Here is a 19,623-nt window from a genome sequence, read left to right as displayed (position 1 = left end):
CTTAATCGATAATTTCGACCCTACGTCACCTGTCGTAGCGTTCGCATTTTACCCCTGCGTCCGCCTCGACGTCGATTGGAGGAACTCGGCAGCCGTGACGTGTCGACAATAGGCATAACCAGCCTTCCTGGGAGGACTTCATGAGCGGATTTCGCGGGACCATCAGCCGCCGCAACCTACTTAAAACGACCGCAGCAAGCGGTATCGTGCTCGCCACCCCAACTATTTTTACGAGTAAAGCTTGGTCACAGGGCGCGTTCCTGAATGACCCGGCCAAGTCTGGTAAACTGATATTGGGTTTCAATGTGCCACAAACCGGACCTTATGCAGATGAGGGCGCGGATGAGCTGCGCGCCTACCAACTGGCCGTTGAACACCTGAACGGTGAAGGTGACGGCGGCATGCTCGGTACCTTCAGTTCCAAGGCACTGCAGGGCACCGGTATTCTTGGCAACAAGGTGGGATACGTTACCGGGGACACACAAACCAAGTCGGATGCTGCACGCGCCTCCGCCAAATCCATGATTGAGAAAGACGGTGCGATCATGATCACCGGCGGTTCTTCGTCTGGTGTGGCCGTGGCGGTTCAAGCGCTGTGTCAGGAAGCAGGCGTGATCTTCATGGCAGGCCTTACCCACTCAAATGATACGACGGGTAAAGACAAGCGTGCCAACGGGTTCCGTCACTTCTTCAACAGCTACATGTCTGGTGCGGCGCTCGCGCCGGTGCTCAACAACGCCTATGGCTCCGACCGTAAGGCTTATCACCTGACAGCGGACTACAACTGGGGCTACACGACTGAAGAAGCAATTACTTCAGCGACCGAAGCCATGGGTTGGGAAACGGTAGAGACCGTAAAAACACCTCTCGCTGCTACCGACTTCTCCGCTTACATCACACCGGTACTGCAGTCAGACGCCGACGTGTTGGTTCTGAACCACTACGGCGGCAACATGGTGAACTCACTCACCAACGCCGTGCAGTTTGGCCTGCGTGACCGTGTAGTCAACGGCAAGAACTTCGAGATCATCGTACCCCTGTACTCTCGACTGATGGCAAAGGGCGCGGGTGCCAACGTTAAGGGCATCTTCGGCTCGACCAACTGGCACTGGTCCCTGGAGGACGAAGGCTCGAAGGCATTCGTAAAGTCCTTCGGCACGAAGTACGGCTTCCCGCCTAGCCAGGCTGCTCATACCTGCTACGTCCAGACCTTGCTTTACGCAGATGCTGTGGAGCGCGCTGGCAGCTTTAACCCATGTGCAGTTGTCGAAGCTCTTGAAGACTTCGAGTTTGACGGTTTGGGCAATGGCAAGACGCTCTACCGGGGCGCTGACCATCAGTGCTTCAAGGATGTGCTGGTTGTGCGCGGTAAGGAGAACCCAAGCTCTGAGTTCGACCTTCTGGAGATCGTCGAAGTTACCCCAGTCGATCAGGTGACATACGACCCAGATCACCCGCAGTTCGCTGGTGGCGCGCTGGGGACATGTAACCCGGGCGCATAAGACCTGAAACTTGCGAGAGCAGATCCGGCTCTTCTGAAATGCCAATTGGCAGCAAGAAGAGCCGGGCCATTCAATCGCCCCTTTGAGTGAGGGACGAAATCCAATCACGACGAATGGTCGGACACATGGACGCGATATTCCTGCAAATTCTGAATGGTCTCGACAAAGGGTCGGCATACGCGCTCATCGCGCTTGGCTTGACGCTCATTTTCGGGACACTGGGCGTGGTGAACTTTGCTCACGGTGCTCTGTTTATGCTTGGGGCGTTTTGTGCTGTAACGTTGAACGGCATCCTATCCCTCTCCTTCACCACTATTGACGACAGCCGAACGGACTTCCTCGGCAACCCCTTGCGCGTCGAAACACCCTATGTGGAGTCCTGGTTCGGCCCAGAGATCGGCGCGGCAATCATTCAATGGTCCGTTCCGCTTTCCATATTGTTCGCCATCCCGGTGATGGTGCTTGTGGGCCTGATCATGGAACGCGGGCTCATTAAACACTTTTACAGACGCCCACATGCCGACCAGATTCTGGTTACATTCGGTCTGGCGATCGTCCTTCAGGAAATCATCAAGTATTTCTTTGGCGCGAACCCGATCCCAACGCCCGCACCGCCATCGTTTGCGGGCAGTTTTGACTTCGGGGTCTGGCTGGGCTTCTCGCCGGGCAGCATCATTTATCCCTACTGGCGTATGGTCTATTTCGCGTTTGCGATTGGGATTATCGGCGCCGTGTTTGCCTTCCTCAGATACACGACATTCGGCATGGTGGTGCGCGCCGGAATGGCCGACCGCGAAACTGTCGGCTTTCTGGGCATCAACATCGACCGCCGCTTCACCATCATGTTTGCGATCGCCGCGGTTGTCGCGGGCCTCGCTGGTGTGATGTATGCGCCAATCAACTCCCCCAATTACCACATGGGCATGGACTTTCTGGTTCTGAGTTTTGTTGTTGTTGTGGTTGGCGGGATGGGCTCGCTTGCCGGCGCGGTTTTGGCAGGCTTCCTGCTTGGCATCCTAGAAAGCTTTGCCTCCATGGCCCAAGTGGTGGCGCTGTTCCCCGGCATCAATCAGATCGTGATTTATCTGGTAGCCATCATTGTGCTGTTGACCCGGCCTCGTGGCCTGATGGGTCGCAAGGGTGTGATGGAGGATTAAGCTCATGCTTGGACTGAACAAGAAAGACACCACACTCTTGATTATCGTCGTTATCATGACGATGTTCGCCCCCTTCATTCTGAACCCATTTCCTGAAACCTCCCAGCTGGCGCAATTCAACGCCGGTTATCCGGACTTGATGCAGCGCTTTGTGATCTTCGGGATCTTCGCCATCGGCTTCAACATCTTGTTCGGCCTCACCGGCTACTTGTCTTTTGGCCATGCTGCATTTCTCGGTGTGGGCTCATATGCAGGCGTATGGATGATGAAGCTTCTCACCATGAATGTGATCCCTGCGATCCTCATGTCGATGATTGTGGCTGGTCTGTTTTCAATACTGGTGGGTTACATCTCGTTGCGCCGATCCGGGATCTACTTCTCAATCCTGACACTGGCCTTCGCCCAGATGTCCTTCAGCCTTGCCTATTCCGTACTGACTCCAATCACCAATGGGGAGACCGGGCTCCAACTCGCATTGGATGACCCGCGTATTCTCGGTGTTTCACAGGTCGCTGGTTCCATTCCGCCCGCAAGTCTGTTTGGGCTTGCCATGCGCGACAGCTACGAAATGACACTCGGCGGATGGGCCTTTACGTTCAACGTGGGTTACTATCTCTGCGCGGTCGTAATGATCGTGGCGTTCTATGTCGCGATCCGCATCTTCCGGTCACCTTTTGGCCTGATGCTCAAGGCGGTCAAATCCAACCAGCAACGCCTTAACTACACCGGCCTGAACTCCAAGCCCTACACCTTTGCGGCCTTCGTGATTTCCGGCATGTACGCTGGCTTGGCCGGGGGGCTGATGGTAGCCATGGACCCTCTCGCCGGTGCAGAACGCATGCAATGGACGGCAAGTGGCGAAGTTGTCTTGATGACCATTCTTGGCGGGGCCGGGACACTTTTCGGGCCGGTCTTGGGTGCTGGTTTCATCAAGTATTTCGAGAACATCTTCTCGAAGATCAATGACACCATCTTGCATCAATGGTTCGCGGCGCTGCCGGATGGCATCGAGGATACACTGGTCTTCCTCATCCACCCGTTCATCGGCAAAGGCTGGCACCTTACGCTCGGCATCGTCTTCATGCTGGTTGTCATCTTCCTGCCAGGCGGAATCATGGAAGGCATTCGCCGCATCGTTGACTTGTTCAAGCGGCGCTCGCCCAAAGACGAAGTGTCCGGCGGAGCAGTCCCAAGCGCCAAAGCTGCAGAATAGGAGAGCCCCATGGAAATTTTAAAAGTTGAAGGGGTGAATAAAAGCTTCGGCGGTCTTAAAGCCCTTAATGAGGTGAACCTGTCTGTCGAGCAAGGCAATGTTCATGCGATTATCGGCCCAAATGGGGCTGGTAAATCAACCTTGCTGAACTGCTTCGTGGGAAGGCTGACACCTGACACAGGCACCGTGACCTTCATGGGAAAGAACCTGATCGGGATCAAGCCGCACGAAATCAATCAGGCTGGGGTTTCGCGCGTGTTTCAAACTCCGGAGATCTTCGGCGACCTTTCCATTCTGGACAACGTGGTCATTCCGGCCTTGGCTTCGAGCGATGGCTCTTTCACCTTCAATGCTTGGCGTGGTGTTCGCAAACGCGCCGAAATTCAGGAGAAGGCAGAGAGCATTCTGGAAGACATTGGGCTGGTCGAAAAGAAAGACGTTCTGGCCGCCTCTTTGTCACGGGGTGACAAGCGGCGACTGGAACTCGCCATGTGTCTGGTGCAAGACCCGAAACTGGTGTTGTTGGATGAGCCAACCGCAGGCATGTCCCGCGCTGACACCAACAACACCATTGATCTCTTGAAACGCATTGGTGAGCGCGGCATCACCAAGATCGTCATCGAACACGATATGCATGTGGTGTTCTCGCTTGCGAACAAGGTGAGCGTGCTTGCGCAGGGCACCGTTATTGTCGAAGGCAAGCCGGAGGACATCAAAGGTGACCCACGGGTGCAGGAAGCCTATCTTGGAGGGGCGCACATATGACCTTGTTTGAAGACCAATTCGAGGGTCGCAAGGCCCCAGCCGTTGCTCCCTCGAAAGCCCATGGCGGCGCGCATGCCTATTTCTCCGCCTGGAACCTTCATGCCTATTATGGCGAAAGCTATATTGTGCAGGGTGTAACCTTCGAGGTGCGTGAGGGCGAGATTCTCGCACTCTTGGGCCGCAACGGCGCAGGCAAGACATCCACTTTACGCGCTATTGCGCGCGCAGGGGATCCGCAGCTGCGCCGTGGCGAAATCTGGCTTGATCACCAAGCGGTTCATGAGATGGAAAGCTATCAGGCCGCACGCAGCGGTATCCAACTCGTTCCGGAAGATCGGCGCATCATTCAGGGCCTGACTGTCGAGGAGAACCTGCAGCTTTCCCAAATCGCCGAGCCTCGTGGTTGGTCGCTTGATCGCATTTACGATCATTTCCCGCGCCTTGCGGAGCGGGCCAAGCAAGATGCGGTAACCATGTCCGGCGGCGAGCAGCAAATGCTGGCGGTTGCCCGCGCGCTGGCTCGCGATGTTAAACTCTTGCTGTTGGATGAGCCTTATGAAGGTTTGGCTCCTGTGATCGTTCAGGAAATCGAACGTATCCTTGTGAACGTGAAAGAGCTTGGCATCACCACCATTATCGTGGAGCAGAATGCAGTAGCAGCTTTGCACCTTGCAGACCGTGCGGTCATTCTGGACATGGGTGAAGTTGTGTTCGACGGCACAGCACAGGAAGTGCTCGACAATGAAGAGCTCCGTCACACCTATCTAGCGATCTAGTCGAACCTGAACGTCAAAAGTCTGAAGCGCCCGGCCCTCGTCGTGATCGGGCGTCTCAGCTTTGGCTCAGAAACTCGCTGAAAGTCATCATGGGGCGAGACAAGGGGATGCGTCCTGAGATGCGGGCACGCCAGTAGTCCAGATAGAGCGGCGAGAAGTCATACCTTTGGGACAAGATACGCCGCTTTTCTTCGGCAAGAAATGTGGGTTTGAGCTGGCGCCAGTCCTCCACGATTACGACGGGCAACCGTTTAAACATTGGCTTCAAGGGCGAAGCTGGAATGATCGGCACAGAGCCTAGCAGCAATGCCTCCCATGTGCGATGGCAATCCATCCCCTCTCCAAAAGGGCTGATGGTAAAGAAGAAGTCTGCATTCTTGAGCCAGCTCTTCTTACGAGGCACACGTTGGTGTTCCAGATAGATCGCAGAGCAGTCCAGAAGTTGCAGTACCTCGGATCGGTCGCCATTTCCCAACGAATGATGCCAATTACAGTAGCCGAATGGCTTCTTTTCTTCAAAAGCGGCCGCCCCATTCCGAATATCCTTAAGGGACTGCTCTTGATCCAACGGCGCCTCGAAGCCGCCCCACGGATGCTTCGCTTTGGCTGCCACCGTGTGATAGTCCATCCCGATCGGAAGGTGGTTGATCTTGGGATGGGAGAAGGCAAGGTTTTGTGCGAACCAGCGTGTAAGGTAAGGATTGTCCAGCAAGGCGCGCAGGGTATCGCGCCCGAGCCCCTCAAGAGAAACTGACAGATCGCTGTCGCCTGACACCAACGCGAAAGGCATGGAGATTTTGGGCAGCATGGTTGCCGCGAACACCGGCAGAGCGTCTGTACACACATAGATGGTGTCGCCCGGCTCCAGCGCCCGTATGAGATCCAAATCAAGCGCCGTAGAAGACGACCGCACTTCCCGGTTTCGCACGGCGCAGCTCTTCAACAGACCGCGGCTCGAGACGAACTCGCAAAAGGGCTCCGCCTTGCGGCCCGGCGCAAATCTGTAAGAGGTATGGCGCAGCGCGTTCAACATGGGATCGAGTGTAATCTTGGCCTACTCTCCTGTCGTGCACTGGAAAATTGCCCTGAAATTGGTGCGGCTTGACTGCCATAAAAAGGCCCGGAGCAGTTTCCTGCACCGGGCCCGTTTTTACTGTTGCTGGAGATCTTTCCTAGCTCTTCTCGTGTGGGTTCTCACCCATCGCAGCCAAGCCCATCTCTGGGGTCCAGCCGGCCTTCTCACGCATCCATTGGAACACGGTGTAAAGGGTTGGAATGAGGAAGATACCCACGGTGAACGAGGTCACCATCCCCGCCAAAACCGGAATACCCACAGCCACCATGGCACCTGCACCCGGACCGGAGGTAAGAGCCAGAGGCACGAGGCCTGCAGAAAACGCCAGCGAGGTCATCATTACCGGACGGAAACGCAGTCGAGCGCCTTCCACCGCAGACTCGTAGATCGACATGCCATGAATACGTTTCTCCAGTGAGAACTCGTTCATGAGGATGGCGTTCTTGCCCGCAAGCGCGATCAGGATCACCAAACCAATCTGAGCATACATGTCGAAGCTCAGATTGAAGATCCAGAGGCTGGCAAGAGCCCCCACAATCGCCGGTGCCACAGACAAGAGAACCGGAATTGGCGTGTTCCAACTTTCATAGAGCGCCACCAGGAACAGGTAGGCAAACAGGAACGCAAGACCAAGCACCAGGCCGGTTTGGCCTGCAGCCTGCTTCTGCTCCAGAGCAATACCCGTCCATTCATAGGCAAAGCCGTCGGGAAGCGTGTCAGCCGAGACCTCTTCCATCGCGGCCATGGACTCACCCAGACCAAAGCCCGGTGAGGCATTGCCGTTGTAGCTGATCGCCCGATAGTTGTTGTAACGAGTGATAGACTTCGGACCGCGTGTCAGCTCCGTGTTGACCACCGCAGAAAGCTCAACCATCTCGCCTGTATTGGAGCGAACGTTGACCTTGCGAATATCGTCAATCTCGTTGCGGGCATCGGTCTCAGCCTGCAGACGAACAGACCACGTACGGCCGTAGAGGTTGAAGTCGTTCACATAGTAGCCACCAAGTGTGGCCTGCAACGCGCCATAAACGTTGGCGATGTTGAGGCCGAGCACCATGGCGCGGTCACGATCCAAGACCACCCGCACCTGCGGCGTTTCCGCGTCGAACGTTGTGAAGAAGCCCGTTATGGCCGGATGCTGGTTGGCAGCGACCTGCAACGAACGCCCTACTGCGGCCATGTCCGCAGGGTCCTGTCCTTCCAATGCTTCAAGCACATACTCGAAACCGCCCACGGAACCCAGACCGTCAATCGCCGGAGGGTTCACCGGGAAGAACGTTGCTTCTGGGATGCCAAGTAGTGCCGGGTACATTCGGTTTACAAAGGCGAAAGACGTCAGATCGGCACTTGGGCGATCAGCATAATCCTTCAGCTTCACGAAGATCACACCGGCGTTCGGGCTCGTGCCACCGCCGCCTAGGAAGTCAAAGCCTGAGACGAGAGTGGTCGCGAACACTGCTGGGTCCTGCTGGATGATATCATCCGCCTGTTTCATGGCCGCTTCAGTACGGTTCAACGACGCACCCGGAGGCAGGTTGACCAGAACAAGCGCGTAGCCCTTATCTTCGGCGGGCACGAAACCATCTGGTGTGTTGCTCACGATGAAATAACCCAGCCCCGCAAAGATCGCGACCGCTGGCAACGAAGCCACAGACAGGTGCACCATGCGGCGGATGAGATTTGCGTAGCCCTCCCCCATGCGGTCGATGAAGCCCGTGATTTTTGCCATGACACCAGTCAGCTCACCTGGGCGCATCATGATTGCGCAAAGGGCGGGAGACAGCGTCAGCGCATTGATCGCAGACAACACCATGGCCGCGGAGATGGACACCGCAAACTCTCGGAACAGCACGCCTGACGATCCGGGCAAGAAGGCCACCGGCACGAACACAGACAGCAACACGAAGGTGATTGCCAGCACCGGGCCCGCAATCTCGCTCACCGCTTTGGACGTGGCTTGCGCCGGTGTCAGATGCGGATCCTCGTGCATCACGCGTTCCACATTCTCCACCACGATGATCGCGTCATCGACCACGATACCGATGGCAAGCACCATGGCCAGCAGAGAAATCGTGTTGGCCGAGAACCCGAGGATGTAGGCAACGGCAATTGCACCAATGATGGACACCGGCACTGCGATCAACGGAATGAGGGTTGCTCGGAAACGACCAAGGAAGATGAACACCACAACAGTCACCAGCACAAAAGCTTCGATGAGGGTGTGAATCACCTTGGAGATCATCTCGTTCACGAATAGGGACGTATCGAAAACGGATAGATAGGTGAGGTCTTCAGGAAAACGTTCTGCCAAGACTTCGAGGCGTTGGTTCACCAGCTCGGACACTGCCACCGCGTTTGCACCGGGCGTCAGATAAACACCAAGCATGGTGGACTGGCGCTGCTGGAATTCCACGTTCCAGTCATATGAGGCAGAGCTCAACTCAACGCGCGCTACATCAGACAGGCGCACGAGCGAACCATCCTGATTGGCGCGCAGTACAATCGCACCGAACTCTTCTGGAGTCTCCAGACGCCCTTTTGCGGTAACGGTCAACTGAAGTTGCTGATCTGTAGAAACAGGCGCAGCCCCCACGCGGCCAACTGCCGCCTGCTTGTTCTGAGAGCGAATGGCACCGATGACATCATCAGTCGTCAGATTCAAGGCACGCAGTTTGTCCGGGTCGACCCAGATGCGCATGGAGTAATCCAGCGCGCCCAGAGCCTGCGCATCACCCACACCTGGAAGACGTTTCAACTCGTCCAGAATATTGATGGTGACATAGTTCGAAATGAACAGACCATCATGGGTGCCGTTTGGCGAGTAGAACGTATAGGCCTGCAGCATGTCACCGGCTTTTTTCTGCACGGTAACACCTTGGTCCCGAACTTCCTGAGGAAGCTTGGACTCAATGGCACTCACACGGTTCTGCACGTTTACCGCGGCAATGTCCGGGTCAGTTGTCAGGTCAAAGTAGACCGTCAGGCTGTAGGTGCCATCGCTTGAAGAGTTGGACTTCATGTAGCGCATGCCGTCCACGCCGTTCACCGAGCTTTCGATGGGCTGGCCTACACTCTGCTCCACCGTCAAGGCATCCGCCCCGATGTATGTAGCGTTCACCTGTACGGTCGGCGGGGCAATGGTTGGATATTGAGAAACCGGAATAGCATTCATCGAGATGATACCGACCACCACAATGAGGATCGATATCACAAACGCCAGTCGAGGCCGGCGAATAAAGACGTCATAAATCATTAGGACTGACCCGCCAGACGAGCGTCAACAACCTGACCAGGACGCACCTTCTGAATACCAGAGGTGATGACCTGATCGCCTTCTTCCAAACCACTTCTTACAATCACCAAACCGCTTACCTGCTCGCCGATTGTGATGCGCTTCTGCTCAACCTCACCCTTGTCGTTGACGACCAGAACGAATGAACCTTCCTGATCCAACAGCATGGCCGCCTGAGAAATAACCAGCTGAGGCTCTGCATCTTTAGGCGATGCCACGACGTCCACTAGCTGCCGGTCAAACAGCATCCGGTCCGGGTTTGGGAACTGCGCACGGGCGGTCACAGTGTCTGTACCCGGGTTCGCGGTTGCTTCCAGAAACTCCAGTCGGCCTTCGTGTTCGTAGAACTCACCGTCACTCAAGCGGATGCGCAGAATCAGATTCTCGGTGCTCTCATAGTTGTTCCGTTGCGAACGGATGATCAAATCTTGCGGCACAGGGAAAGTGACACGGATAGGGTCCATGCTGGTAACGGTTGCCAGCGTACCGCTCGCAGCTGTGACATAGGCCCCCTCTTTAAAGGTTGCCGACCCGATGATGCCATCTGTAGGCGCTAGAACCTCTGTGTAGCTCAGATCCAACTTGGCAAGTTCCAGATCTGCTTCACGCAAGGAGCGCGCAGCTTCAGCCTCTTTCAGATTGGCGCGGGCAACATCCAGCTCGGAGACTGCAACGGTATCGCGGTCCACCAAGCGCTGTTTCCGATCGAAGTCCAGCTTTGCCAGATCAACTTGTGCCTGCGCGCTTTCCAGATTGGCCTGCGCCTGTTCCACCGCAAACTGATAAGGGTCCTGACGGATAACAAAGAGCACGTCGCCTTTTTTGACTGACTGCCCCTCTTTAAATTTCAGTGGTTCCAGGAAACCGCCTACACGCGCGATAAGATCCACGCGGCTGATCGCTTCTGTGCGCCCGGCAAAAATACGTTCCTCCTCCACAACCTGAGTCGTTACTGGCTCAACAACGACAGCCGGTTTGGGAGCTTCGCCTTGCTGAGCGGCGACGGGTGAGGACATAACGCCGAGGCCAATCACGGTGGCAAATGCCAGTGAAACCAAGTTCTGTCTAATGGAAAATTTTGGAGAGACTTGTTTAAGCTCTGTAGTTTTCATAGTGGCACTCGCACTTATGGTCGACGCTGAACTGTAAGCCAACAATTGGCTTTGAAGTGAATGTTTGTCAGTAAAAACAGCTGCCTGAGGAGGTGGCTGCACAAAACAGCCAGCCTTATGGTTGGATCGATTGTCTAAGGCGACGTACTACATCAACAAGAACAGCTGCCGCGTGACGAACATCACATGAGCAGTTGTCTGGTACACTATTCCTCAAAGATCGATCGATAAACCCCTTAGACGGTGTAAATGTACCTAAGTACAACAACGAAAAACCTAGTAGCATTTCAGTTCGTTTACAGCTGTAACTGGTGCATTCATCGTTTGGATGACATTATGACAGCAATTATGGCGTGTGAAGCAAAAAATGAGGCTTTCGAGTGAACCGAGAACGCAACGGCACAGCAGAAGAGAAAAAGGAAAGCTCACTTGCAACGCTGCGCGCCCGATTGAGGACACTGTATTACGGAAGTGAACCCTATTCCCATTACTGGCGCATTGCTCTCATAATATTTGATGTAATCACAATCGGATACTTCATGTTCGCCGCCACAATCGGCGTTGAAATGCAGAACCATACGCTGGACTACGCTATCGGCATCGTGCTGCTGACCGACTATCTAGTCAGGCTGTTTATCGCCATGCGACCATGGCGGGAGGCCAGCAGCATTACATCGATCACAGACGTGATTGTCATTTTTTCCCTTTTTGCCTCGGCATTCATCGATAACCTCGGCTTCCTCAGAGTCATGCGCATGCTGCGATTGCTGCGCTCCTATCATGTACTGCGGGAACTGCGTGATGCTTCGAAATGGTTCAGACGCAACGAGGAGATCATCCATTCCGGGATCAATCTGATTGTGTTCGTGTTCGTGGTATCCGCAGTTGTTTATGTACTCGAAGGACACCTGAACCCGTCCATAAACAATTTCATGGATGCCCTGTATTTCACCGTAACTACACTCACAACCACAGGCTTTGGCGACATCACCATGTCAGATACCATGGGCAGGTTCCTGACGATCCTGATCATGATCTTCGGAGTGGCCCTGTTCCTGCGGTTGGTGCAGACGATTTTTCGCCCCGCGAAGGTAAAGTTCACATGCACCACGTGCGGCCTGAGCCGCCATGACCCGGACGCGGTCCACTGCAAGCACTGCGGCACCACACTGAACATCCCAACCGAGGGAACTTGGTATTAGTCATTTGAAAACGTTAGGTCAGGTATAAAGGGAAGCTGCTCCAGCGCCAGTTGGTCCCCAAGAATGCCGATTGGTCTAAAAATTTCATCCGCTAAGAAGATGAGCTGGAGCAGCACCCTATCTCGCACCTCCCGAAATTGTGATCAGAAGCGATCACATCCGCCGCGGATTTTTTGTAGCGTTGCCGCGGTGAGTGTTCTGGAGATCTTCATGCGTGTAGCCCGATTGCTGCTTGGTTTATCCGCCCTTGGACTTGTCGTGGCAAGCCCCGGCAATTTGAGGGGCGCATATGCCTCGTCAACGGAAGCTTGCGGTCAGAGCGCTCCTTGCACCGTTCCTTCCGGCGCGTATTGGTTCAAGTTACCCCAACTCTCCCCCGGTGAAGAGCCGAAGGGGACTCTGTTCTATCTTCACGGCTGGAAAGGCAAGGCTTCAAAGGCCATTGAAAACCCCGGCCTTGTTGCCACGGCAGACACGCATGGTCTCGCGCTTGTTGTTCCCCAAGGCCTTGGGGAGACTTGGTCCTACCCCAGTTCTCCTTCTCAACACCGAGACGAGTTCCAGTTCTTTGATGAGATCCTCAGCGACTTGAAAAAAAGGCCTGAAATCAATCTCGAACGCACCCTGGTTACAGGCTTTTCCATGGGAGGCTCCATGGTCTGGTATCTGGCATGCTACCGAGGCGCGGCGTTTGATGGCTTTGCCCCCATAGCCGGGGCGTTCTGGGATCCAATGCCGCAAACCTGCCCCTCGGACCTGACGTTCCTCACCCATATCCATGGGACCAAAGACAGGACAGTGCCATTGGAAGGGCGAAGGATTGGCGGCAAGTGGCATCAATCCGATGTGTTCAAGAGCCTTGATCTATGGAAGGCTCGAGCGCAGCTGCCACAAGCTCCGATGAACGAAGATCAGGACGGGCGCTTGACCTGCAACGATTGGCAACAGCACGAGGCCTATTTGGAGATCTGCCTTCATGACGGTGGCCACACCTTCCGCGCGGAGTGGGTGGAGCGCGCCTGGCAAAAACTTGCAGCTGCCAATGGCTGGTAGCCCCTTCCGCTCTCCTTCACTTCAGCTAGTATGTTCACCTAGAGGCTGCGCAAGACGCGCCGCCCCCTGCCAAAGACGGAACCGATCGCGTTGACTGCCACCACTGACACTCCTCAGGGCAAAGGCCCTCTTAACGGATTGATTGTTCTCGATCTCTCGCGCATCCTTGCTGGCCCAACTTGCACGCAAATACTTGGCGATCTTGGTGCAACCATTATCAAGATCGAGCGTGTTGACCGGGGAGATGACACCCGCGGCTGGGGGCCTCCTTTTCTGAAAGACAAGGAGGGAAAAGAGACCCGCGAGAGCGCCTACTACTTGTCCGCCAACAGGAACAAGCATTCGGTTGCCATAGACCTTTCGCAACCGGCAGGCGCCGCGCTTATCAAACGGCTTGCGGAAAAAGCAGATGTCCTGATTGAGAACTTCAAGGTTGGTGATCTTGACCGCAAAGGTCTTGGCTATGAAGAGCTCAGCGCCTTGAACCCCCGCCTGATCTACTGCTCCATTACCGGCTTCGGACAAACTGGTCCATATGCCCAGCGTGCAGGCTATGATTTCATCGTGCAAGGGATGGGTGGCATCATGTCTCTAACCGGTGAAACAGATGAAAATGGCGGCATTCCAACAAAGGTTGGCGTTGGCGTGTCTGATGTCATTTGCGGCATGTACGCGGCAAATGCCATCTTGGCAGCCACCGTGGAGCGCACCAGTTCCGGCAAGGGGCAATACATCGACATTTCGCTTCTGGACGCGCAAGTGGCTTGGCTGATCAATCAAGGCGTTGCGTATCTTGTCTCAGGCGAGGTGCCGGGCCGCCTTGGGAATGCACACCCAACCATCGTGCCCTACGAGACGTTTCCGGCTTCCGATGGCCAGTTCATTCTGGCCGCGGGCAATGATGCGCAGTTTCAGCGCTTTTGTGAGGTAGCAAACGCGCCGGAGTTGGCTGAGGATCCACGCTTCGTCACAAACGCGGACAGAGTGCGCAATCGGAAAGAGCTGATCCCCCTTATTCGGCAGCAGACGGTATTCAAAAGCTGCGAAGACTGGATTTCGGAGCTGGAGGCCGTCGGCGTTCCGTGTGGGCCCGTAAACGACCTCAAGCAGGTTTTCGACAATCCGCAAGTCCAACACCGCGAGATGAAAGTCACGCTGGAACATCCCACCTCCAACACCGGCACTGTGGATCTTATCGGCAGCCCAATGAAGCTGAGCCGCACTCCCGTGACCTACCGGCAGGCACCACCGACGCTTGGCGCACATACCAAAGAAATCCTTGCCGGTTTCCTTGATCTGGACGACGACACAATCAGCAAGCTTGCAGAAGACAACACCATAGACTTGGGGGCATCCACCTGATGCGGGGCGCAGAAGTTATCGCACACAAACTGGCAGCAGCAGGCTGCAAATTCGCCTTCGGCATTCCGGGGGGCGAGGTTCTCGCCCTTATGGACGGCCTCGACAAGGCTGGCATTCGGTTCGCGCTCGTCAAGCATGAAAATGCGGGCGGCTTCATGGCAGAAGGCGCATGGCACGCCCTTGCAAACCAAGGGCACGACGCCCCGGTTGTTCTGCTCGCAACACTTGGTCCCGGCGTGGCCAACGCGGTGAACACCGTGGCCAATGCGTTTCAGGATCGTGTGCCCTTGGTGTTTCTGACTGGCCGGGTTGATGGCGCGGAGGCAGAAACCTACACCCATCAGGTATTTGATCATCAAGCGATGCTGCGCCCCATCGTGAAAGCCAGCTTCCGCGCCGAACCCGGCGCGTTGAATGCCATGATGGACAAGGCCCTTGCCGTTGCCATGTCGGGCCAGCCCGGCCCCGTCCATATCGACGTGCCAATTTCTGTTGCCGAGAAAGAACAGGACGAAACGCTGGAGCCAACCCGCATCCCGCTTCCAGCACCCAGTATTCCAACCCCTGCCGCCCTCGGCGAAGTGGCACAAATCATCGCAAACGCCAGACAACCAGTTGCCATCGCTGGCGTAGATGCGGTGAACGCACACGCCGCGCCAGAAATCCAGGCTCTCTGCGCTAAGCTCCAAGTCCCACTGATCACTTCATACAAGGGCAAGGGCCTGATTGATGAGGCCAGTGAAAACTCATGGGGCGGGGCAGGCCTGTCCCCAAAAGCTGATGAGGTGTTATTGCCTGCACTGAAGGCCGCTGATGTGGTCCTTCTGCTTGGCTATGACCCCATCGAAATGCGGGTGAACTGGCGAATGCCATGGAATGACGCTGCTCACTGCATCGACATCTCGCCGGTCCTGCGCGATCACGGGATGCATCGGGTCACCCACAGCTTGGTTGGTGACGTCAAGGCGACGATCGCGGCGCTGACGGATGTGTTGGAGCCGCAGCGCAAATGGTCTTCAGAAGCGCTTTTGGCCACCAAGGCGAAGCTCTCAACTCTGTTTGCCGCGGAAGCTGAAGGTTGGGGGCCGGCCTCAGTGTTTCATGGTCTTCGAAAAGCGCTACCTGCTTCTACCGTTGCCACTGCAGACAGTGGGGCCCACCGCATTTTGGTCAGCCAGATCTGGGAAAGCCCGTTGCCGCGGCGCATGCTTCAAAGCTCAGCGCTGTGCACGATGGCTTGCGCCCTTCCGCTTGGGGCGGGCTACAAGTTCGCCTCCCCAACGACACCCGTGGTTGTTTTTGTTGGTGACGCTGGGCTGGAAATGGGCCTTGGCGAACTCTCAACCTTGCGTGATCAAAAGATACCCGTGATCATCTGCGTTCTGGTCGACCGCAGCCTTGCTCTCATCGAGCTGAAACAACGCAACACACAGCGCCCAAACCTTGGCGTAGACTTTGAAGAGACCGATTTTCCAGCAATTGCCAAAGCCTATGGTGGTCATGGCGTTTGGGTGGCAGACACCCAAAGCTTGGAGCGTGAGGCAAAAGCGGCTCTCGGCCGCGACACCTTCACGATCCTTGCTTGCCGGGTTGATCGCCGGGCTTACGATGGCAAGATCTGATCTATAAATTACCCGTTGCACGATCCGCGATGCGCTGGAAAATGGCGTCGAGTTCCTCGGCAAGGCCGATCAGCGCATCGCCACCGTCGTCAAAGTACGGCTCAAACAGAAAGCTTGGCGTCTTCCATGAGAGCGTCGCGGTCTTGTCTGTGTTTTCGGTCACATAAAACCGGATGGGCGCTTCGATGCCCGCCGGAATAGAGGCCTCCAGCATCCGCCGTGCAAAGTCGTTTCGATAAACGCCAATGACCGTATTGCCCGGGATTGTGATGCCTTGGCTCTTTGCGCCCACCGTTGCGCTGGCCTGCGTGACCAACCCCATTTCTTGCTTTTTGACCGCCGCCCGCAGTGCGGCTACCAGATCCGGATAGCTCTTCTCAGTCCCGATGACACGCCAGCCTTCCGGTGCCTCAAAGCCCTCTGAGGCATGAGCTACAATAGCGCTCAGCATCAGTGCGAGCCCAAACGAAATCAGTCTTTTCATGAACATCAACTTCCTCCCTGTCGGAATCTCATCGCAAGTAACTCAACAACCGACTTCGGCTGACCACCCACGCACCAGAGAATGCGAAGACAAGCCACAGCCAACCATGAATAGATCCGCTGGTCACTCCACCCAAAAACGCACCAATATTGCACCCGAAAGCCAGTCTGGCCCCGTAGCCAAGCAGAAGGCCGCCAATGATGGCCGAAGTGACTTCTTTGGCACTCAGCCGATAAACAGGTGCAAAAAGACCAGCAAGCCCCGAGGCAACAAGTGCCCCGAGCATGATGCTGAAGTTCATCACCGACGTAGTGTCCTGAAGGACCGAACTGTTTACCGCGCCCATTTGGTGCTGCCAATAACTCCAGGTATCAACAGGAACACCTAGGGCATAAAACAGCTTCGCGCCCCACAGCGCAAAGCCGGAGGTCACACCCCACGGCCTTCCCACTGTGATGAAGGTCGCAATACACACGAACGCCAGCATTCCTGCGCCAAACGACTTGGACCAAGGCCCGCGCAGCAGCGACAAGTCTCGCGGATCGTCCTCAAGAAAACCATGGTGCCTGCGTTCTCGCAGCACGGAGACCAAGGTGAGCGCCGCAAGAAGGAGAGTGGTCAGAATGAGCGCCCAAGCTGCCCCAAGCATTTCTACCAGTGAAATTGCAGGGAGCGCGGGCAGACCGCTCCACGCGGGCAAGTGAGCGGTAGCGAGAACAGAGCCCACGATGAAGAAGGTGAGAGTGATGATCATACGCGTGGATCCGCCCCCAACCGTAAACAACGTGCCAGAAGCGCACCCGCCCGCGATCTGCATGCCAACCCCGAACATGAAAGCGCCAAAGGCAGCTGCAACGCCGAACGGAAACACAAATCCTGACGTGCCCAGACCAATGTAGTTGCCATACTCAAGCAACGGGTAGCTCACAACACAGACAGAAAACAGGAGCAAGAACTGCGCCCTCAGACCAGCCCCGCGCCGCTCTTCAATGGCGCGCCGCCAGGCCCCGGTAAAACCAAAACTGGCATGGTAGAGGGACACGCCTGCGATGCCGCCAATAAGTGTCACCCAGAACAGTCGGGAGCCGCCATGCATAGCAGAAGCGAGGCCGACAAGAAGTATTCCGATGAGGCCCGCCCCAACAACAGCCCACTGGGCCTGAGGTTTCTTTTGGGAAGACTTTCCCGTTTGCGCAAGTGCCATTCAGCTTTCCGCTGCTTTATATTTCTTGAAAGCAGTTCAGCACAGTAAAAGCTTCAGTAACAGGCCAAATGAATTCTTGGTCAAAAAAGTGATCACGCCAAGTGGCAGCTTGACAAAAAGGGCACCATGATGCGCGGGTTTACAAACAACTTTTCACTAGCAATATCAGCAATTTGCTCCGGAATTCACCGTTCTTGTACAGGAGATTTCAGAGTTGTCAGGAACCTTGAATTAGGCTCAGATAAAACACGAAACCAACAACAATTTGTGTTTTGCTTGTCATAGGCGGTTCCGAGAAGGTTATCCTCGTACGTAATCCGTAGTCGCAGGCGTGCCCGGTTTTTGCAGGGACTGGGATGACTGCTGCTACCCCTTTTCCTGTTTGATTGAGGGCACTCATGCGCATGACAGATCAATTCGGTTACGATGTGACCCTCTCTAATGCTGCCGCACTGGAACCGTGGAATAAGACCATCATCGCCTTCTTGGCTCACGGGGCCCATACGCCGGTTCATTTGACAGCAACCTTGAACGCCGCGCCGGATTTCGCAATGGCGCAGGCTTCCCGCGGGTTGTTCAACTTGCTTCTGGGGCGCAAGGAACTTGTATCAGTTGCACAGGACGCCCTGAGCATCGCTGAGAAAAGCAGCCTTGAAACCCCCGTCACCGCACGCGAGGCGGCCTACATCAAGGGCTTGCGGCTGTGGTGTGAGGGATGGCCCAGCCGTGCGGCTGATTTGATGGATGCCGCCTTGAAAGAGTGGCCGGAGGATGCGTTACTCCTGAAGCTGGTTCATGCCCTTCGCTTCGTGCTTGGACAGGGCGTGGAAATGCGACGGTCCATAGAGGCCGTTTTTGATGCTTACAGTGAACAGCATGTGGCCCTTGGTTACATCAAGGGGTGCTATGCTTTTTCACTTGAGGAAACCGGCGACTACAAGCTGGCGGAAACACATGGCAGGCAGGCTGTGGAGCTACGTCCTGATGATGCGTGGGGCCTCCATGCTGTCGCCCACGTCTACGATATGTGCGGTGAAAGCGATACGGGCATTCGCTGGCTCGACACCCAGCCCCAAAGCTGGTCTCACTGCAACAACTTTGGCTTTCATGTCTGGTGGCATCTGGCATTGATGCATCTGGACAAGGGCAATGTTGACCGGGTTCTGGAACTTTACGACGACAAGATCCGCAAGGAACGCTCAGATGATTACCGCGATATCTCCAATGCAGCCTCAATGCTGATGCGCCTTGAGCTTGAGGGGATAAATGTGGGTGGCCGCTGGGAGGAGCTTGCCAACCTCTCGAGCAATCGTATAGACGACGGCTGCAACGTCTTTGCAGACCTTCACTACATGATGTCCCTGTTGCAGGGGAACCGTTGGCGTGAAGCTGAAAGCATGGTCGCCCGCATGCGTGAAACCGCATCTGCACTTTCCGGAGACATCTCACTGATCACCAACAACAGCGGCGTCGCTGCTGCCGAAGGCCTTTCTGAATTCAGAAAAGGCAACTACTTCTCTGCCTTGAAGCATCTGCAACAGGCGCGACCAAACCTCAACGAGATCGGTGGCAGCCATGCTCAGCGGGATGTATTCGAGCGGCTTACAATTGAAGCAGCGCTGCGTGCCGGGATGCCTGAGGACGCCCAGCGCATGATAACGGAACGAACCACCTTACGCAGCGCACCTGATGCCTTTGCAAAGGTCCGTGCACAACAGGTGGAAAAGATGACAGCCGCTGCGACTGTCATGCAGAACGAGGCATTACGTGCAAACCTCGGTTAACCTCGGGTTTATTTAACCGA

At 55.6% G+C, this 19,623-nt stretch carries 15 protein-coding genes; 10 read left to right on the top strand and 5 right to left on the bottom strand.

Annotated features, from left to right (window positions below):
- Window positions 1–140 precede the first annotated feature (140 nt).
- The 5 genes from Q3Y58_RS01665 (at window position 141) to Q3Y58_RS01645 (ending at window position 5,413) form a co-directional block, all read left to right on the top strand.
- The gene (locus tag Q3Y58_RS01665) at window positions 141–1,502 is read left to right on the top strand and encodes a substrate-binding protein (protein WP_319620731.1); all 1,362 of its coding nucleotides are present in this window, start codon (window positions 141–143) and stop codon (window positions 1,500–1,502) included.
- A gap of 125 nt (window positions 1,503–1,627) precedes the next feature.
- Window positions 1,628–2,659: a branched-chain amino acid ABC transporter permease gene (locus Q3Y58_RS01660; protein ID WP_274218056.1), complete on the top strand. Its 1,032-nt coding sequence runs from the start codon at window positions 1,628–1,630 to the stop codon at window positions 2,657–2,659.
- A 4-nt stretch (window positions 2,660–2,663) separates the two neighbouring features.
- The gene (locus Q3Y58_RS01655; RefSeq protein WP_319620730.1) at window positions 2,664–3,872 is read left to right on the top strand and encodes a branched-chain amino acid ABC transporter permease; all 1,209 of its coding nucleotides are present in this window, start codon (window positions 2,664–2,666) and stop codon (window positions 3,870–3,872) included.
- A gap of 9 nt (window positions 3,873–3,881) precedes the next feature.
- The gene (locus Q3Y58_RS01650; RefSeq protein ID WP_319620729.1) at window positions 3,882–4,637 is read left to right on the top strand and encodes an ABC transporter ATP-binding protein; all 756 of its coding nucleotides are present in this window, start codon (window positions 3,882–3,884) and stop codon (window positions 4,635–4,637) included.
- Window positions 4,634–5,413: an ABC transporter ATP-binding protein gene (locus tag Q3Y58_RS01645; protein WP_274218053.1), complete on the top strand. Its 780-nt coding sequence runs from the start codon at window positions 4,634–4,636 to the stop codon at window positions 5,411–5,413. The genes Q3Y58_RS01650 and Q3Y58_RS01645 overlap by 4 nt, the downstream gene beginning before the upstream one ends.
- Window positions 5,414–5,468: 55 nt before the next feature.
- Here the strand turns inward: Q3Y58_RS01645 and Q3Y58_RS01640 are convergent, their stop codons facing one another.
- The 3 genes from Q3Y58_RS01640 to Q3Y58_RS01630 all read right to left on the bottom strand — a co-directional run bounded on the left by Q3Y58_RS01640 (window position 5,469) and on the right by Q3Y58_RS01630 (window position 10,892).
- Window positions 5,469–6,446 carry a glycosyltransferase family 47 protein gene (locus Q3Y58_RS01640; protein ID WP_319620728.1) on the bottom strand — a complete coding sequence of 326 codons (978 nt, stop codon included), beginning with the start codon at window positions 6,444–6,446 and terminating at the stop codon, window positions 5,469–5,471.
- A 139-nt stretch (window positions 6,447–6,585) separates the two neighbouring features.
- A complete protein-coding gene (locus Q3Y58_RS01635; RefSeq protein ID WP_274218051.1) occupies window positions 6,586–9,741 on the bottom strand; it encodes an efflux RND transporter permease subunit in 3,156 nt (1,051 codons plus the stop codon).
- Window positions 9,741–10,892, bottom strand: coding sequence for an efflux RND transporter periplasmic adaptor subunit (locus Q3Y58_RS01630; protein WP_319620727.1), 1,152 nt, complete (start codon window positions 10,890–10,892; stop codon window positions 9,741–9,743). The genes Q3Y58_RS01635 and Q3Y58_RS01630 overlap by 1 nt, the downstream gene beginning before the upstream one ends.
- 380 nt (window positions 10,893–11,272) lie before the next feature.
- Between Q3Y58_RS01630 and Q3Y58_RS01625 the strand changes: the two genes are divergently transcribed.
- From Q3Y58_RS01625 to Q3Y58_RS01610, 4 genes are all read left to right on the top strand, one after another.
- Window positions 11,273–12,094 (top strand): potassium channel family protein, encoded by an 822-nt coding sequence (locus tag Q3Y58_RS01625; protein WP_319620726.1) that lies wholly within the window; start codon window positions 11,273–11,275, stop codon window positions 12,092–12,094.
- A gap of 210 nt (window positions 12,095–12,304) precedes the next feature.
- Window positions 12,305–13,147 (top strand): CE1 family esterase, encoded by an 843-nt coding sequence (locus Q3Y58_RS01620; protein ID WP_319620725.1) that lies wholly within the window; start codon window positions 12,305–12,307, stop codon window positions 13,145–13,147.
- A gap of 90 nt (window positions 13,148–13,237) precedes the next feature.
- Window positions 13,238–14,509 (top strand): CaiB/BaiF CoA transferase family protein, encoded by a 1,272-nt coding sequence (locus tag Q3Y58_RS01615; protein ID WP_319620724.1) that lies wholly within the window; start codon window positions 13,238–13,240, stop codon window positions 14,507–14,509.
- Complete coding sequence (locus Q3Y58_RS01610) at window positions 14,509–16,131, top strand: thiamine pyrophosphate-binding protein (protein WP_319620723.1); 1,623 nt, start codon at window positions 14,509–14,511, stop codon at window positions 16,129–16,131. Before Q3Y58_RS01615 ends, Q3Y58_RS01610 begins: the two co-directional genes overlap by 1 nt.
- Window position 16,132: 1 nt before the next feature.
- Here the strand turns inward: Q3Y58_RS01610 and Q3Y58_RS01605 are convergent, their stop codons facing one another.
- Both Q3Y58_RS01605 and Q3Y58_RS01600 read right to left on the bottom strand, forming a co-directional pair.
- A complete protein-coding gene (locus Q3Y58_RS01605; RefSeq protein ID WP_319620722.1) occupies window positions 16,133–16,621 on the bottom strand; it encodes a DUF302 domain-containing protein in 489 nt (162 codons plus the stop codon).
- 22 nt (window positions 16,622–16,643) lie between these two features.
- A complete protein-coding gene (locus Q3Y58_RS01600) occupies window positions 16,644–17,819 on the bottom strand; it encodes a YeeE/YedE family protein (RefSeq protein ID WP_319620721.1) in 1,176 nt (391 codons plus the stop codon).
- Window positions 17,820–18,223: 404 nt separating this feature from the next.
- On the opposite strand from Q3Y58_RS01600, the gene Q3Y58_RS01595 reads away from it, so the two are divergent.
- Window positions 18,224–19,603 carry a tetratricopeptide repeat protein gene (locus Q3Y58_RS01595; RefSeq protein ID WP_319620720.1) on the top strand — a complete coding sequence of 460 codons (1,380 nt, stop codon included), beginning with the start codon at window positions 18,224–18,226 and terminating at the stop codon, window positions 19,601–19,603.
- Window positions 19,604–19,623 lie beyond the last annotated feature (20 nt).

Source organism: Nesiotobacter zosterae (assembly GCF_033843645.1).
Lineage (GTDB): Bacteria > Pseudomonadota > Alphaproteobacteria > Rhizobiales > Stappiaceae > Pseudovibrio > Pseudovibrio zosterae.
This window is presented reverse-complemented; position numbering and strand designations above follow the sequence as displayed.

What these genes read in the sequence shown, in the direction of transcription:
- Q3Y58_RS01665 (WP_319620731.1), top strand. Translation starts at nt 141, where the DNA reads ATGAGCGGATTTCGCGGGACCATCAGCCGCCGCAACCTACTTAAAACG.
- Q3Y58_RS01660 (WP_274218056.1), top strand. Translation starts at nt 1,628, where the DNA reads ATGGACGCGATATTCCTGCAAATTCTGAATGGTCTCGACAAAGGGTCG.
- Q3Y58_RS01655 (WP_319620730.1), top strand. Translation starts at nt 2,664, where the DNA reads ATGCTTGGACTGAACAAGAAAGACACCACACTCTTGATTATCGTCGTT.
- Q3Y58_RS01650 (WP_319620729.1), top strand. Translation starts at nt 3,882, where the DNA reads ATGGAAATTTTAAAAGTTGAAGGGGTGAATAAAAGCTTCGGCGGTCTT.
- Q3Y58_RS01645 (WP_274218053.1), top strand. Translation starts at nt 4,634, where the DNA reads ATGACCTTGTTTGAAGACCAATTCGAGGGTCGCAAGGCCCCAGCCGTT.
- Q3Y58_RS01640 (WP_319620728.1), bottom strand. Translation starts at nt 6,446, where the DNA reads ATGTTGAACGCGCTGCGCCATACCTCTTACAGATTTGCGCCGGGCCGC.
- Q3Y58_RS01635 (WP_274218051.1), bottom strand. Translation starts at nt 9,741, where the DNA reads ATGATTTATGACGTCTTTATTCGCCGGCCTCGACTGGCGTTTGTGATA.
- Q3Y58_RS01630 (WP_319620727.1), bottom strand. Translation starts at nt 10,892, where the DNA reads ATGAAAACTACAGAGCTTAAACAAGTCTCTCCAAAATTTTCCATTAGA.
- Q3Y58_RS01620 (WP_319620725.1), top strand. Translation starts at nt 12,305, where the DNA reads ATGCGTGTAGCCCGATTGCTGCTTGGTTTATCCGCCCTTGGACTTGTC.
- Q3Y58_RS01610 (WP_319620723.1), top strand. Translation starts at nt 14,509, where the DNA reads ATGCGGGGCGCAGAAGTTATCGCACACAAACTGGCAGCAGCAGGCTGC.
- Q3Y58_RS01605 (WP_319620722.1), bottom strand. Translation starts at nt 16,621, where the DNA reads ATGTTCATGAAAAGACTGATTTCGTTTGGGCTCGCACTGATGCTGAGC.
- Q3Y58_RS01600 (WP_319620721.1), bottom strand. Translation starts at nt 17,819, where the DNA reads ATGGCACTTGCGCAAACGGGAAAGTCTTCCCAAAAGAAACCTCAGGCC.
- Q3Y58_RS01595 (WP_319620720.1), top strand. Translation starts at nt 18,224, where the DNA reads ATGACAGATCAATTCGGTTACGATGTGACCCTCTCTAATGCTGCCGCA.